Here is a 14,495-nt window from a genome sequence, read left to right on the forward strand (position 1 = left end):
GCTGAAGCCGCTCCCACCAGCAATGAGCGCGGCACGCCGATTGGCGATGGTTGCGCCCTCGGTGCGCCGCTACGCTAGAGTGCCGGACATCACACCATGGGATCGCCGAATGGATCTCCACGCGCTCTGGTATGTCCTCGCCACGATCCTCGTCATCGTCGGCCTCGTCGGCACCGTGTTGCCGGCGCTGCCGGGCGTGCCGCTCGTGTTCTGCGGCCTGCTGCTCGCGGCGTGGGCGGACGACTTCGCGCATGCGGGCGTGTTCACGCTGTTCGTGCTCGGCGCGCTGACCGTGCTCGCGCTCGGCATCGACTTCGTCGCCGGCGTGCTCGGCGCGAAGAAGGTCGGGGCGAGCCGCTACGCCGTGATCGGCGCCGCGCTGGGCACCCTGCTGGGCCTGTTCTTCGGCCTGCCCGGCCTGCTGCTCGGCCCGTTCGTCGGCGCGCTCGCGGGCGAACTCGTCGCCGGCGGCACGCTACGCAAGGCGACCGGCGTCGGCGTCGGCGCGTGGCTCGGCTTCCTCGTCGGCGCGATCGCCAAGCTCGCGATCTGCTTCGCGATGCTCGGCATCTTCGCCCTCGCCTTCCTCGCGTGACGTCCCGGCGGTTGAAGAATTGAACCACGGAGCGTACGGAGGAAGAGCCACGCGAGAGCGACATTGTCCTGCGTCGCATCGCACTTGGAACAGGGACTGACACCCGCCTTCATCGCTGCGCCGAATTGGAGACGGGATCGACCGGCTTGATTTTCTCCGTGTGCTCCGTGTGCCTCGTGTTTCAACATGGCTACTCCTGCATCGACAGATGCGCGATCGCCGCCTCGCTCTCGGCGCGGCGCGTATCGTCGAACACGGTCACGTCGACGCGTTCGATCGTCGCCGGGTCGAGGCAGCGCACATTGACGTCGAAGCCGTCCGGATTCGAGCGCGGGACGTAGAAGCTCTTGATGCCGCAATGCGAGCAGAAGCGATGCTTCGCAGTGCCGGTATTGAACGTGTATTCGACGAGCGCGTCGGCGCCCGCGAGCAGGCGGAAACGCGTGGCCGGCACGATCAGGTGCAGGTAGCCGCTCATGCGGCAGATCATGCAGTTGCAGTCGAGCGCGTCGATGACCGCGGGCGCGTCGACCTCGAAACGCACGCGACCACAATGGCAGCCGCCGCGATGCGTGCGCAACTCCCTGCTCATGCCGCCGGCGGCAATACGTAGAACAGCACGGCGAAGAACTGCAGCACGCTGCCGAGCAATACGAACAGGTGCCATAGCGCATGGCTGTAAGGCAGGCGCCGGCTGAGGTAGAACGGCACGCCGAGGGTGTACGCCGCGCCACCACCGAACAGCAGCCACAGGCCAGGCGCGGCGATGCTCGCCAGCAGCGGCTTGATCGCGACGAGGCCGATCCAGCCGAGGCAAACGTACAGTGCCGCCATCACCTTGCGGTTCTTCACGCCGGCGAGTTCGAGGCCGATGCCGGCGAAGGCGAGCAGCCAGACGAACACGAACAGAGACCAGCCCCAGGCACCCTCGAGGCTGATCAGCGTGAACGGCGTGTAGGTGCCCGCGATGAGCAGGAAGATCGCCGCGTGGTCGAGCGTGCGCAGCACCGGCTTCGCACGCGGCGACGGAATGCCGTGATAGAGCGTCGAGGCGGTGTAGAGCAGGATCAGGCTCGCGCCATACACGCTGACGCTGGCGACGTGCCGCGCCTCGCCGTCGCGTGCGGCGAACGCGACGAGCGCGGCGAGGCCGGCAATGCTGAGCACGATGCCGATGCCATGGATGAGGCTCGAGGCGATTTCCTCGCTGCCGCTGTAGCGCGGTGCCACCGATGTCGTCATCGCGCACTCCCGCGGCGCATGGCGCGCCGCAACCTGCGCACCGTACCGCATCGTACGGCCGGCTGCCAACGCCGCGTCAGCGGCGGCGTATCGTGAACTTGCCGAACGCGACGCCGAGATCCCAGCCCGTGCCCTTGCCCGACAGCGCAAGCGACACCGGCCCCTTGGTGAGCACCTGCGCCTCCGCCGCCTTCGCGGCACCTGCGTGCGCGCCGGCGCTCGCATAAGCGCCGAGCACGTCCTCGATGTCGTAGACCTCGGTGAAACGGCCGCGACCGTCGCTGATCTCCGACTTGCCGAACGTGAGTCCGCCGCCCTTCGCCTCGATCACGACGCGCAGCGTCGAGCCGTCGCTGCACGTGACGGTCCCTTCGCCCGAGGCGGTCTTGTAGAACGCCGACCAGCCGGCGAGCGAGAAGCGCATTTCGCAGTCGAGGTCCTTGCGCGCGTGCGCAGGCGTGCCGAACGCGAGCAGCGCACCGAAAAGAATGGTCGTCGGCCTCATGGGTGGTCCTCATCGCAGGATGCTGTCCGGAAGCATACCGCCGCGCACGCGATCCGCGCAGACGTGCGCGCGACGCCGTAAGCTATCCGCATCGCGTCACCGGAGCGTGCCATGGCCGAACCCGTCACGTGTCCCTTCGACATCCTCATCCATATGCGTCGCACCGACACGCTCGGCAGCGCCGGCGCGGTGGGCCTCTCGCTCGCGCAGCGCCTGCGCGCCTTCGCCACCGGACTGCACGTCGTGCCGCTGTCGCCAGTCGCGTTCGCGTCGCCGGAAGCGGTCGCGCTGTACGTCAACGAAGCCGAAGGCGCCTGGCGCGACGCGCAGCAACGCGGCCCGTTCTGGCAGGCTGCGCTCGATGCGCACGCGCTGCAGGGCGCCTGGAGCGCGAGCCAGGGCGACGTGGTCGAGTCGCTCTGCCAGGCATCGCGTTGGCACGACCTCGTCGTGGTCGAACGACCACAGCTCAACCCCGACGCGCCGACCGGCTGGGGGCTCGTCTCGCGCACGGTGTTCGGCGCCTCGTCGCCGGTGGTGGTCGTGCCCGAGCGCGTGCGCGCCGAGAGCGCCGGCCTGCGCATCGCGGTCGCATGGAACCAGAGCCGCGAAGCGGCGCTGGCGATCCGCGGCGCACTGCCGCTGCTCGCGCGCGCCGAGCACGTGCAGGTGTTCGAGGGCGAACCGGTCGAGAACCCGCTCGGCCTGCGCTTCCTGCCGAAACTGGACTTGCGCCCGTGGCTCGAGCGCCACGGCATCGCGGCGCACTACGCGGCGTTCCCCGCGCGCAGGGACCAGGGCGCGGCGCTGCTCGACGCGGCGCACGCGATGGATGCGGACCTGGTCGTGATGGGCGCGTGGGGCCATTCGCGCATCACCGAACTCGTGCTCGGCGGCACCACGCGCCATCTGTTCCAGCACAGCGACCTGCCGTTGCTCGTCGCGCACTGAGCCGGTTCGCATGGACGCGACGGAGACCCCGATCCCCGAGCTCCAGGGCAAGCACGTGCGCCTGCGCGCGCTCGCGACGCGCGACGCCGATGGCCTGTTCGCCTTGCATTCCGATGCGCAGGTCATGCGCTGGTGGAGTTTTCCCGCGTGGACCGAACGCGCGCAGGCGGTCGGGCACATCGAACGCATGCGACGGGAACGCCGTGTACGCGAGTTCTATCCGTGGGTCGCGACGCTGCCCGGCGACGACGCGCTCGTCGGCACCTGTTCGCTGTTCGGCGTCGATCGCGAGCACAAACGCGGCGTGATCGGCTACGCGCTGCTGCCGGCGTATTGGGGACGCGGGCTGGCCGGCCGGATGCTGCAGCTCGCGCTCGGCCATGCGTTCGACGGCCTCGGGCTCGAACGCATCGAGGCCGACATCGATCCCGACAATCTCGCCTCGTGCCGCGTGGTCGAACGCGCGGGCTTCGTGCGCGAGGGTTATCTGCGCGAGCGCTGGCGCGTCGGCGGCGGCGTGCAGGACACGGCTTTGTATGGGTTGTTGCGGCGCGAGTGGCGCCGCGTTCGCGTATGAATCGGCGCGAGGGCCCCGTACGGTGGGACGTGGCGCGCGAAAACGGGAATGGATGCGGACACGCCGGAACGCGAGCGGTCGTCGCGGGGCATCGCCGGTGGGACTCGCCGCTGCGCGGCTGCGTCCCGCCCTACGGCCACGCGGGCGCGTCGAGCAGGCCCTGCCCCGCGACGCGCGTCTCGCCGTGGTCGCGCACGAGCTCGACCGGGGGCACGCCGCCGGTGTCCTCGATCGCGTCGACGAGCGCGCGCGCGTGGCTGATGAGCCAGACCTGGCTGCGTTTCGCCGCAGCCACGACCTGGCGCGCGAGCGGGCGCAGCAGGTCCGGATGAAGGCTCTGTTCCGGTTCATTGAGCACGAGCAGTCCGGGCGGTCGCGGGCTCATGAGCGCGGCGAGCAGGCATAGGTAACGCAGCGTGCCATCGGACAGTTCCGCCGCGGAGAGCGGGCGCAGCAGGCCTTCGACGCGCAGCCCGACCTGCAGGCGCGCGTCACCGGCGTCGAGGATTTCCAGCGACGAACCCGGGAACGCGTCTTCGATTGCGGCCTGCAGCGCCGGCCCGTCGCCGATCTCCAGGATCGTCTGCAATGCGGCGGCGATGTCGCGGCCGTCGTGCGCGAGCGCGCCGGTCCGCACGCTCACGCGCGGCTGGCGCAGCGGGCTCTCGGCGTCGGTGCGGAAGCCGTCGTAGAAGCGCCACGCGCGCAGGCGCTCGCGCAATGCGAACAATTCCGGGAAGCGCTCGGGCTCGCCGAGTTCCGCGAGCAGCGACTGGTTGCGTGCGGGTGCGAATGCGAGCCGTGCCCACTTGTCGTCGGCGCCGCGCGCGCGCACGTCGAAGCCTTCGCGTTCGAGCCAGGTGTTCGACGGCCGCCGCGGCGGTTGTTGCCAGACGATCTCGTGCTTGATCTCCGGATCGAAGGCGAAGCGCGACAGCGACGGCGTGGGCAGGCCGAGCGCGATCTCGTAGGCGACATCGTCCGCGGCGAAACCGAACGTCACTCGCAGCGGCGCCTTCCTCGCCGTGCCCCGGACCGGCCCGCCGCGCTTCGCCTGTTGGCGGATGTCGGGCGGCCCGGCCCATTGCACCGAGGGGATGCCGCCTTCGAGTGCGAGCGCTTCGGCGAGTCGGCCGTCGGCGGCCTGCGCGAGCAGGCGCAGCGCACGGTAGAGGTTCGACTTGCCGCAGCCATTCGCACCGGTGACGACCGTGAGCGGCGCCAGCGCGAACTTGAGGTCGCGCAGCGAGCGGTAGTTGGAGACGGCGAACGTGTGCAGCATGCGACAGATTCTGGAACGCCTGGTCGCAATGGGCGAGACGAACGTTTCCGCGGAACACGCCAGAAACAAGGCCCCCGCCGATCAGGGCTTCGCGCGTCGCCGCGCGGCTCGGGCGGACGCGCGAGTCCCGTCGCGACGCGGGGGCGGCGGCACGCGCCATGCACGTGCCGCCCGGCGCGTCCCGCTGCCAGCGGAACGAGGTCCTACTTCGCGCTGGCGAACGCGAGCGTCATGTCGAGCATGCGGTTGGAGAAACCCCACTCGTTGTCGTACCACGACAGCACCTTGACGAGGGTGCCTTCCATCACGCGCGTCTGCGTCGAATCGTAGATCGACGACAGCGGGTTGTGGTTGAAGTCGATCGAGACGAGCGGCTTGGTGTTCACGCCGAGCACGCCCTTGAGCTTGCCGTTGGCAGCTTCGTTGACCGCGGCGTCGATTTCCTCCTTGGTCGTCGCGCGCTTGGCGACGAACGAGAGGTCGACCACCGACACGTTGATCGTCGGCACGCGCATCGCGAAGCCGTCGAGCTTGCCGTTGAGTTCCGGCAGCACGAGACCGACCGCGGCGGCGGCGCCGGTCTTGGTCGGGATCTGCGACATCGTCGCCGAACGCGCGCGACGCAGGTCCGAGTGATAGACGTCGGTGAGCACCTGGTCGTTGGTGTAGGCGTGGATCGTCGTCATCAGGCCATGCGCGATGCCGATCTTCTCGTGCAACACCTTGGCGAGCGGCGCGAGGCAGTTGGTCGTGCACGAGGCATTCGAGATGACCTCGTAGCTGCCCTTGAGGCCTTCGTGGTTGACGCCGTAGACGAACGTGCCGTCGACGTCCTTGTCGCCGGGCGCCGAGATGATCACCTTCTTCGCGCCGGCGGCGAGGTGCGCGCTGGCCTTCGCCTTGCTCGTGAACAGGCCCGTGCACTCGAGCACGATGTCGACGCCGAGGTCCTTCCACGGCAGCTTGGACGGATCACGCTCGGCGCAGACCTTGATGCGGTCGCCGTTGACGACGAGATCGCCGCCTTCGACGCCGACCTCGCCCGGGAACTTGCCGTGCGCGGTGTCGTACTGGGTCAGGTGCGCGTTCGTCTCCGCATTGCCGAGGTCGTTGACCGCGACGATCTGGATCTCGTTCGTGCGCTTGGACTCGTACAGCGCGCGCAGCACGTTGCGGCCGATGCGGCCGTAGCCATTGATCGCGACCTTGACTGCCATGGATCGATTCCTCCGGGGACGAATGCGGGACGCGCATTCTACCGGCCCCGCGCCGGCAGGCACAGGGCCGCTTCCGAAGGAGCCATTTGCGCGGGCCGGACCGGCAGCGCCCGGCTCGGTCGTCCCCGACGAGGCCGTCGTCGAACGGCACTCCGACCTCGCCGGCCGCCCGCACCCGGCGTTGCTGCGCGTTGCGTATCGACCGTTCCGCAGTCGCGTCCGCCGCCGCGGATGCACGCGGTGCCTGCGCGTCGCAGGCTGCAGAGGCGCCGAAGCCACCGGGCGCGGCGACCACCGGGCGTCCGCACGCGGCCTGCGCGTGACGGGCGTTGCTCGAGCATGTGGATCCTCTCCGTGAAGGATGTCTGGACGGCCAACGACAGCCGGGGAGGCCGGCCCCTTCGACGGCCAAACCGTGGGCGCGTGGCATTCCTACACGCTTTTGCGCCAGCATCGGCGTACCCCACTCATGTCGTGCGTTAACCTCCATCCGACCAGCCGGATCCGCCGATGTCGAACCTTCCCGTCGTCCACAGCTTTCATCACGCCACCAGCGGCACCTGGACGCATGTCGTCGCCGACGCCGGCGGGCATGCGGCGATCATCGATCCGGTGCTCGATTTCGACGTCGCCTCCGGCCGTGTCGATGCGAAGCCCGCGCACGAACTGCTCGCGCGGTTGGGCGAGCTCGGCCTCGAGACCGCCGCGATCCTCGAGACGCATGCGCACGCCGACCACCTCTCCGCGGGCGGCTGGTTGCGCGACCGGCTCGGCGTGCCGCTGGCGATCGGCGCGGGCATCGTCGAGGTGCAGCGCACGTTCAAGCGACTGCTCGCGCTCGGCGACGATTTCGCCGCGGACGGGCGCGCATTCGACCGCCTGCTGCGCGACGGCGACAGCATCATCGTCGGCGCGCTCGACATCCGCGTGATCGCGGTGCCCGGGCATACGCCCGACAGCGTCGCCTACCTCGTCGGCGACGCCCTCTTCGTCGGCGACACCATGTTCGCGCCGCCCGCAGGCACGGCCCGCTGCGATTTCCCCGGCGGCAGTGCGGCGACGCTGTACCGCTCGGTCCGACGCCTGTACGAACTGCCGGACGAGACGCGCGTGTTCCTCTGCCACGACTATCCGGCGGCCGGCTCCGCGCCGGTCGCGCAGGTGCGCATCGGTGACGAGAAGCAGGCGAACGTGCATCTGCGCAGCGATACGCCCGAGTCCGACTACATCGGCATGCGCGAGCGGCGCGATGCCACGCTCGCCGTGCCGAAACTGCTCTGGCCGGCGATCCAGTTCAACATCCGCGGCGGCCGCCTGCCGCCGCCGGATACGCTCGGTCGACGCCATTTCCGCCTGCCCGTGTTCCTCGATGCGGACTGACGCGCGTCGGTTCGCCCTCGTCCTGCTGTTCGCATGCATGCCGACGCATGCGCTCGCCTGGGGACCCACCGGACATCGCATCGTCGCCGCGCTCGCCGAACGGCAACTGTCGGCGCCGGCGCGTGCGTCCTTGCAGCCGCTGCTCGCGCGCTCGCACGCACGGGCGCTCGCCGACGTCGCGACGTGGGCGGACGACCTGCGCGACGATCGGCGACGGCGGGCGCTCTGGCGCGCGACGTCGAAGCTGCACTTCGTGAACTTCACCGACGCGAGCTGCCGTTACGACGCGCCACGCGACTGCGCGGGTGGCCGCTGCGCGGTCGCGGCGATCCAGCGCTACACACACATCCTCGGCGATCGTGCGCGCAGCCCCGACCAGAGGGCGCAGGCACTGCGCATGCTCGTGCACCTCGTTGCCGACGTGCATCAACCGCTGCACGCCGGTTATCGACGCGACGCAGGTGGCAACCGCTACCAGGTGCGCGTCGAGGGTCGCCGCGGAGGCACGAACCTGCATGCCGTATGGGACACGCCCGTGCTCGGCGACAGTCCCGGCGGCTGGCGTGCACGCGCGGCCGATCTCGCGCGCGCGCCCGTGTTCCCGGCCAGCGGCCAGGCGGCGGAATGGGCCGAAGAATCGTGCCGCGCGACGCGCGATGCAGGCGTCTATCCGTCCCGCCACCGCATCGATGCGGCGTACCTGCGCCATGCGCGCCCGCTTGCCGAACGACGCCTGCGCCAGGCCGCGGCGCGTCTGGCGGCCCTGCTGGAACGCGCGCTCGCCCCTCGCCACTGACGGCCCGGCTGCCGATTTTTTCGCTGCGGATCAGTGGGTTGTCGCGATATGAATGAATTCTAAACCGACCGGTATTGAAATGGTCGGCCTGAATCCCATCTATACGCACGCCGCCGACGGGTGAACCCCCAAGCGACAGGAAGCATCGAATGAACCGGGCTACCGCGCCCCGCGGACGCCCACCCCCAACAAGTTGGAGTCACACATCATGAAGAACACCCTGCTCGCCCTTGCCTTCGCGACGGCCGGTTTGGCCGCCCTCCCGGCCCATGCTGCCGATACCAACGGCTGGTTCATCAATGGCAACGTCGGCCAGTCCAACCTCGACAAGGGCGTGTACGATGACGACGACACCGCGTTCGGCGCGAACGTCGGTTATCGCTGGGCTCTCGCCCCGAACTTCCTGTTCGGCGTCGAGGGCGGCTACACCGACCTCGGCAACTTCTCGCCCAAGGGCCGCCCGGCCGGCTTCGCCGACGCCGAAATCAAGGGTTGGAACCTCGGCGTGAACGGCCACTTCAACATCAACGACAACTGGTACCTCAGCGGCCGCGCCGGCTTCTTCCGCGCCGACCTCCAGGGCACCTACGGCCCGCTCGCGACGCCTGTCGCCGTCGACGACCACAGCAACAAGTGGTACGCCGGCGCCGGCTTCGGTTACGACTTCAGCAACAACTTCAGCGTCGGCCTCAACTACGACTACTACAAGGCCGAGAAGAACGGCCTCAAGTTCGACCCGGACGTCGTCTCGGTCAGCGCCGAGTACCGCTTCTGATCCAGCTCTCCGACGGGAGTGCAACGGCACGGATGCCGTCACAGCCAACCGGCCCGCGAAAGCGGGCCGGTTTTTTTTTGTTTGATTCGTGCGCTCGTCCGTTGGATGCGGCGAATACGCACCGATGCGTGCAGCCGCGCGCGGTTGAAGCGGGGATACGGCCTCGCCGTGCGCGCGTGAAAGGAAGCCATCATTTCTCTCCCGTAGCCGGCGGCGATCGATCCGCGGTGGGCCTCCGCCGGGGGCCGCCGCTCGATCCATCCAGCGCAGGAAGGCATGCGCGCATCTCACGCGCGTGGCGAGACGGCGCGCTCAGCGCCAGCGCGCGAGTTCGTGACGCAGGGGCGCGGCTTCGGCGAACGTCGATTCGATCATCGCGCGCAGCGACTGCGCCAGCGCGCGCGCCTCGGTTTCGCGACCGGCATCCGCCAGCGCCGCGGCATAGGCGAGCGCGAACTCCGCGACGTACGGATGCGCGTCGCCGTATTTCGCGCGCACGAGATCGAACGCACGGCGACGGTGCGTCAGCACCGAATCCTGATCGCCGGTCGCGAGTGCGACGCCGGCCTCGAGCGCTTCACGTCGCGCCTGGACGAGCGGCGTGAGCGTCGCGCGCGAATGCAGCAGCGCCTGCACGGTCTTCGCCGCGTCCACGGTCCGGCCGGATGCGAGCTGCCATTCGCCGAGCACGAGTTCGCATTTGGCGGTGTTCACGTCGTCCTCGCCGAAATGCGCGCGCGTGCCTTCGAGCGCGCGCTCCACCACCGGCTGCGCCGCGCGCAGCTTGCCCGCGCGTACGAGCACGCGCGCGAGGTTGTGCTCGGCGCGCAGCACGAGGCGGTCGCCGTCGGGCAGGGTGCGCCGGCGGGTTTCGAGCGATTCCTCGTACAGCGGTATCGCCGCTGCGTAGTCGCCCTGGTCCTCGTACGCCGTCGCGAGGTTGTTCAGCGGCACCGCGTAAGCCGCGCTGTCCTTGCCGGAGACCTCGGCGTGGATGCGCAGGGCTTCACGGTAGCGCGCGATCGCCTCGTCGAAGCGGCCGAGGTCCTGCAAGGTGTAGCCGAGCACGTTGCGTGCATCGGCCGATTTCGCGCTGCGCTCGCCGTACAGTTCGTCGCATAGCTGCATGTTGCGCTCGAACAGCGCGACCGCCGCTGCGGGTTGACCGGAATCGGACAGTGCGCGTGCGTAGCCCTGCAGCGAGATCTGGTAGTCCGGATGGCGTTCGCCGAACTGCGTGCGCTTGATCGCGAGCGCCTCGCGGTAGTAGTCGAGCGCATGCGCGTAGTCGCCGCGCTTCGCGGCGAGCAGTCCGAGGTTGTGCAGCGACGATGCGACGCCGTCGCCCGGCACGTCGACCGGCAGCGTGCGCCGCAGCTCCAGCCCCTTGCGCAGCGCCGAATCGGCTTCCTCGTAGCGATCCTGCGATTCGAAGGCGAGGCCGAGCGTGTTCCAGGAATCGGCGAGCGCGCGCGCATCGTCGGGCGCATGTTCGGTGCGCAGGGCGAGCGCGCGCCGGGCGGCCGCCTCGACCTCGGGCGCGGGATGTGCACTGTTCGCGTAGACGACCGCGAGCTGGCTCAGGGCTTCTGCGGCCTTGAGCGGCTCCCCGACACGGGGATCGAGGTAGAGGTCGGCCGCGGTGCGGAACAGGGCGATGCTCGGCGTGGGCTGGCCCAGATGCCGGTACGCCGTCGCGAGCGTGTCGAGCAGGTGCGCCTTCACCTGCGGCGCGTCGTCGAGTTCGCGCTCGATGCGCGCCGCGCCCTCGTCGAGGACCTCGCGCGCGGTGATGTCGCGATGCTCCGCATTGACGCGCGGATTGGACGTGTCGAACACCGAGACGAGGAAATCGCTGACGCGCTCGGCGGTGGCCGCCTGGCGCTTTGCCTCCTGTTCGGCCGCGCGTGCACGCGCATTTTCGAGCGCGAGGCGCCAGGTGAAGCCGCCGAGCACGAGTACCGCGCTGGCCGCGGCGAGCGCGATCGGCCAGCGCCGGCGCAGCAGGCGCGCGGCGCGGTAGCGCATCGTCGGCGCGCGCGCGTGCACCGGGCGGTGTTCGAGGAAGCGCTGCACGTCCTCGCCCAGTTCCTGCGCGGAGACGTAACGCGCCGCGACCTGCGCGGACGTCGCGCGCAACACGATCGCGTCGAGGTCGGCGGCGACGCGCCATGGCACGCCGGCGGCGAGCTCGCTCGGCCGCACGTTCGCTTCGGCCAGTCCGGCGACGGTGCGATCCTGCGCGTCGATGCGCGCCTTGCGCCCGGTCACGAGCTCGAACAGCACGAGGCCGAGCGCATAGACGTCGCTCGCGGTCGTGAGCGACTCGCCGGCGAGTTGTTCCGGGCTCGCGTAACCGGGCGTGAAATAGCCGTCCGGCTCGGCCGCGCGCGGCCGGTCGAGCGCGCGCGCGATGCCGAAGTCGAGCAGCACGGGCGTGCCGTCGGTGCGCACGAGCACGTTCGACGGCTTGAGGTCGCAGTGCACGATCAGGCGCTGGTGCGCGAACTGCACCGCGTCGCACACCGCGCGGAACAGGACGAGGCGGTCGCGCAGGTCGAGGCGGCGCGCGGCGCAGTAGAGGTCGATCGGCTCGCCCTCGACGTATTCCATGACGAGGTACGGCTGGCCGCCCGGTGTCGCGCCGCCATCGAGCAGGCGGGCGATGTGCGGGTGCTGCAAGGTCGCGAGGATCTGCCGTTCGCGCGCGAAGTGGACGAGCGTATCGTTGCCGGGCAGGCCGCGGATGAGCTTGATCGCCGCCTGCTGCTCGAAATGGCCGTCGGCGCGCTCGGCCAGGTAGACCGCGCCCATGCCGCCGCTGCCGAGCCGGCGCAGCAGGCGCCAGGCGCCGAGCCGGTCGCCTTCGGCGAGCTCGGTTTCGGGCAGCGCGCCGAGCGCCCGCATGACCGGCGCGCGCAGCTGCGTGTCGCCAGCCTCGCATTCGAGCAGGGATTCGACTTCGCGGATCGTCGCCGCGTCGGCGCGCTCGGCTTCGTAGCAACGGTGGCGTGCGTCGGGCGCGAGGTCGCAGACGAGGTCGAACACGCGGCGGACTTCGACGAAGTCCACGCGCGCGCTTGCCGTCACGCCGCGAGCTCCCGGTTGAGCCATGCGCGAGCGAAGCGCATGTCGCGCGCGACGGTCGGCACCGATACGCCGACCGCGGCGGCGATCTCGTCCTGTTCCATGCCGGCGAAGCAGCTCATCTCCATCACGCGCGCCGCGCGGGCGTCATGGTCGGCGAGCCGGGTGAGCGCCTGGTCGAGCGCGAGCAGGTCGAGCACGCCGCCGGCCTCGCTCGCGCCCTCGGCGGTAGCGCCGAGCGTCACGTGCAGGGCGCCGCCACCGCGCTTGGCCGCTTGCCGCGCGCGTGCGTGGTCGATGAGGATCGAGCGCATGTGCAACGCAGCGATGCCGAGGAAGTGCGCGCGGCTGACGAAATCGGTGTCGTTGCCGAGCATGCGCAGCAATGCCTCGTGCACGAGCGCGGTCGGATTGAGCGTCTGCTCGCGCTCGCCGCGCAGCCGCTGCACGGCGCTGCGCCGCAACGCTTCGTAGATGCGGGGCATCGCGACCGCGAGCGCGTCGCGATCGCCGCGATGCCAGGCGTGCAGCAGCTGCGTGATGTCCTGTTCCACCGCGTCCCCCAGGCCGCGCGGCCCGCGTCGAACAGGCAATGTAGGCAGCGCGCCGGCATCGTGCAACCGGGCCCCGCGACGCGCGAACGCCCCGGCGCGCGCGGCGCGCCGGGGCATTGCGCCGCTCGCCGCGCGGCGAGCGCTAGAGCACGCAGTCGATCGCCTGGATCGGCTGGATCGGCGTTGCGTTGAGCACGAGGTCCCAACGGCCGGCGCCGCCGTTCCACTGGTAGTACTGGTTCGACGTCACGCTCACGCCGACGCCGCCGAAGCCCGATTGGCCGATCATGCTGCACAGCCTGGCGCGGCTGCTGAGGTCGGCGCTGATCGGCAGGCCATTCAGGCGCGCGTTGAAGCACTGGTTGTCGCCGGAGAGGTGGTTTGCATCGCAGGTGAGGATGTAACCGTCGAAGTACTGCATCGCGGTGAAATTGCCGTTGGGCGGGATGGTCGGCGCCGGGGCACCGTTGCAGACATAGCGGTTCTGCGCGACGTTGACTTCGCCGGCGTCGAGCACGCCGTTGCGGTTCGCGTCCAGTCCGACGCGCACGAGCGTGCCGCCTGCAGCGCAGTTGGCGCCAGCCGGTTCGGCGGCCGTCGCGAGCAGTGCGTTGAAACCGTCGACGCCGGCCGCACCCGCGGAGCCTTGCGCGCCCTGTACACCCTGGGGACCCTGCGGACCGGTGGGCCCCTGCGGGCCAGCGGGACCTGCCGGGCCCGTGGGGCCCATGGCCCCTGCCGGACCGGTGGCTCCGGCTGGCCCGGGCTCGCCCTGCGGGCCAGCGGGACCCGGCTCGCCCTGCGGCCCGGTTGCGCCGGCGGGGCCGGGATTGCCACTGAGCGCATACTGCGCGACCGGGGTCGTCGCCACGGCCTGGCGAGGCAGCAGTGCTTGTCCGTTGACGCTAACCTCGAGCCAGGTCTGGTTGCCGCTGAACACGCCCGGGAACGCGAGCGAGACGGTGAACAAGCCGTCGACGACCGGGAACTGCGATTCGAGCTGCGGCGCGCCGAGCGCATTGCCGCCGCTCGCCGCATCGTAGAGCGTGAAGGCGAGGTCGTACGATCCATTGGCCGGCTGGCCGTCCTGCTCGAGCCGCCCCTGGTAGGTGAAGTCGGGCAGCTGCGCGACCTGCGCCTGCGCGCCTGCTCCGATGAATCCTGCAAGCATCGCCGCGACGCGGCGCGTGGTGATTGCACTCATGGCGCGCACCTCTCGAACGACGTGCGGAACAGCTGGTCGGGTCGCTCGACCGGCGCTGCCCAGAAGCCCGAAACGACCGTGACGCCATTGCCGGCCGTGACGCCGGCGGTCGGTTCGCCGATCGTCGCCGACAGGCCGAAGCACGCATTCGACGCGCGGCTCACGCCGCCGCTCGCGATGACCGCACCCTGCAGCGCGAAGCCACCGCCCGCCGGCGCGGCGAATGCGGTGGACGCGGCGAGCGCGATCGCACAGATGGCCGCCGGCCCGCGACGCCGGTGCGCATACGATTGAATATCCATCGAACCTCCTGCTGCGGACGTGATGAGC

At 70.2% G+C, this 14,495-nt stretch carries 15 protein-coding genes; 6 read left to right on the forward strand and 9 right to left on the reverse strand.

The features are described from left to right. Positions 1-109 precede the first annotated feature (109 nt). The gene (locus EV148_RS14960) at positions 110-595 is read left to right on the forward strand and encodes a DUF456 domain-containing protein (RefSeq protein WP_131999654.1); all 486 of its coding nucleotides are present in this window, start codon (positions 110-112) and stop codon (positions 593-595) included. 190 nt (positions 596-785) lie between these two features. On the opposite strand, the gene EV148_RS14965 is transcribed toward EV148_RS14960, so the two are convergent. From EV148_RS14965 to EV148_RS14975, 3 genes are all read right to left on the reverse strand, one after another. Next, the gene (locus tag EV148_RS14965) at positions 786-1,187 is read right to left on the reverse strand and encodes a GFA family protein (RefSeq protein WP_131999655.1); all 402 of its coding nucleotides are present in this window, start codon (positions 1,185-1,187) and stop codon (positions 786-788) included. Further along, a complete protein-coding gene (gene trhA / locus EV148_RS14970) occupies positions 1,184-1,837 on the reverse strand; it encodes a PAQR family membrane homeostasis protein TrhA (protein WP_131999656.1) in 654 nt (217 codons plus the stop codon). Before trhA ends, EV148_RS14965 begins: the two co-directional genes overlap by 4 nt. A 76-nt stretch (positions 1,838-1,913) precedes the next feature. Beyond that, complete coding sequence (locus EV148_RS14975) at positions 1,914-2,342, reverse strand: hypothetical protein (protein ID WP_131999657.1); 429 nt, start codon at positions 2,340-2,342, stop codon at positions 1,914-1,916. A 111-nt stretch (positions 2,343-2,453) separates the two neighbouring features. On the opposite strand from EV148_RS14975, the gene EV148_RS14980 reads away from it, so the two are divergent. Next, a complete protein-coding gene (locus EV148_RS14980) occupies positions 2,454-3,293 on the forward strand; it encodes a universal stress protein (RefSeq protein WP_131999658.1) in 840 nt (279 codons plus the stop codon). A gap of 10 nt (positions 3,294-3,303) precedes the next feature. Further along, on the forward strand, positions 3,304-3,870 hold the full coding sequence (locus EV148_RS14985) for a GNAT family N-acetyltransferase (RefSeq protein WP_131999659.1): 567 nt from the start codon (positions 3,304-3,306) through the stop codon (positions 3,868-3,870). 130 nt (positions 3,871-4,000) lie between these two features. Here the strand turns inward: EV148_RS14985 and EV148_RS14990 are convergent, their stop codons facing one another. Together EV148_RS14990 and gap are read right to left on the reverse strand one after the other, a co-directional pair. Next, entirely contained in the window at positions 4,001-5,152 is a 1,152-nt protein-coding gene (locus EV148_RS14990; protein WP_131999660.1) for an AAA family ATPase, read from the reverse strand. A 203-nt stretch (positions 5,153-5,355) separates the two neighbouring features. After that, positions 5,356-6,369: a type I glyceraldehyde-3-phosphate dehydrogenase gene (gene gap / locus EV148_RS14995; protein WP_131999661.1), complete on the reverse strand. Its 1,014-nt coding sequence runs from the start codon at positions 6,367-6,369 to the stop codon at positions 5,356-5,358. 510 nt (positions 6,370-6,879) lie between these two features. On the opposite strand from gap, the gene EV148_RS15000 reads away from it, so the two are divergent. The 3 genes from EV148_RS15000 to EV148_RS15010 all read left to right on the forward strand — a co-directional run bounded on the left by EV148_RS15000 (position 6,880) and on the right by EV148_RS15010 (position 9,320). After that, on the forward strand, positions 6,880-7,749 hold the full coding sequence (locus EV148_RS15000) for an MBL fold metallo-hydrolase (protein ID WP_131999662.1): 870 nt from the start codon (positions 6,880-6,882) through the stop codon (positions 7,747-7,749). Further along, on the forward strand, positions 7,739-8,545 hold the full coding sequence (locus EV148_RS15005) for a S1/P1 nuclease (protein WP_131999663.1): 807 nt from the start codon (positions 7,739-7,741) through the stop codon (positions 8,543-8,545). The genes EV148_RS15000 and EV148_RS15005 overlap by 11 nt, the downstream gene beginning before the upstream one ends. Positions 8,546-8,753: 208 nt before the next feature. Beyond that, complete coding sequence (locus tag EV148_RS15010) at positions 8,754-9,320, forward strand: porin family protein (protein WP_131999664.1); 567 nt, start codon at positions 8,754-8,756, stop codon at positions 9,318-9,320. Positions 9,321-9,632: 312 nt separating this feature from the next. On the opposite strand, the gene EV148_RS15015 is transcribed toward EV148_RS15010, so the two are convergent. The 4 genes from EV148_RS15015 to EV148_RS15030 form a co-directional block, all read right to left on the reverse strand. After that, positions 9,633-12,410 (reverse strand): serine/threonine-protein kinase, encoded by a 2,778-nt coding sequence (locus EV148_RS15015; RefSeq protein ID WP_158287492.1) that lies wholly within the window; start codon positions 12,408-12,410, stop codon positions 9,633-9,635. Continuing rightward, on the reverse strand, positions 12,407-12,961 hold the full coding sequence (locus EV148_RS15020) for an ECF-type sigma factor (protein WP_199222800.1): 555 nt from the start codon (positions 12,959-12,961) through the stop codon (positions 12,407-12,409). Before EV148_RS15020 ends, EV148_RS15015 begins: the two co-directional genes overlap by 4 nt. Positions 12,962-13,103: 142 nt before the next feature. Then, complete coding sequence (locus EV148_RS15025) at positions 13,104-14,165, reverse strand: DUF7151 family protein (protein ID WP_131999667.1); 1,062 nt, start codon at positions 14,163-14,165, stop codon at positions 13,104-13,106. Then, positions 14,162-14,467, reverse strand: a complete 306-nt coding sequence (locus EV148_RS15030) for a hypothetical protein (protein ID WP_131999668.1) — start codon at positions 14,465-14,467, stop codon at positions 14,162-14,164. Before EV148_RS15030 ends, EV148_RS15025 begins: the two co-directional genes overlap by 4 nt. Between the last annotated feature and the right edge of the window lie 28 nt (positions 14,468-14,495).

It is taken from the genome of Dokdonella fugitiva, assembly GCF_004342425.1.
GTDB classification, from domain to species: Bacteria; Pseudomonadota; Gammaproteobacteria; order Xanthomonadales; family Rhodanobacteraceae; genus Dokdonella_A; species Dokdonella_A fugitiva.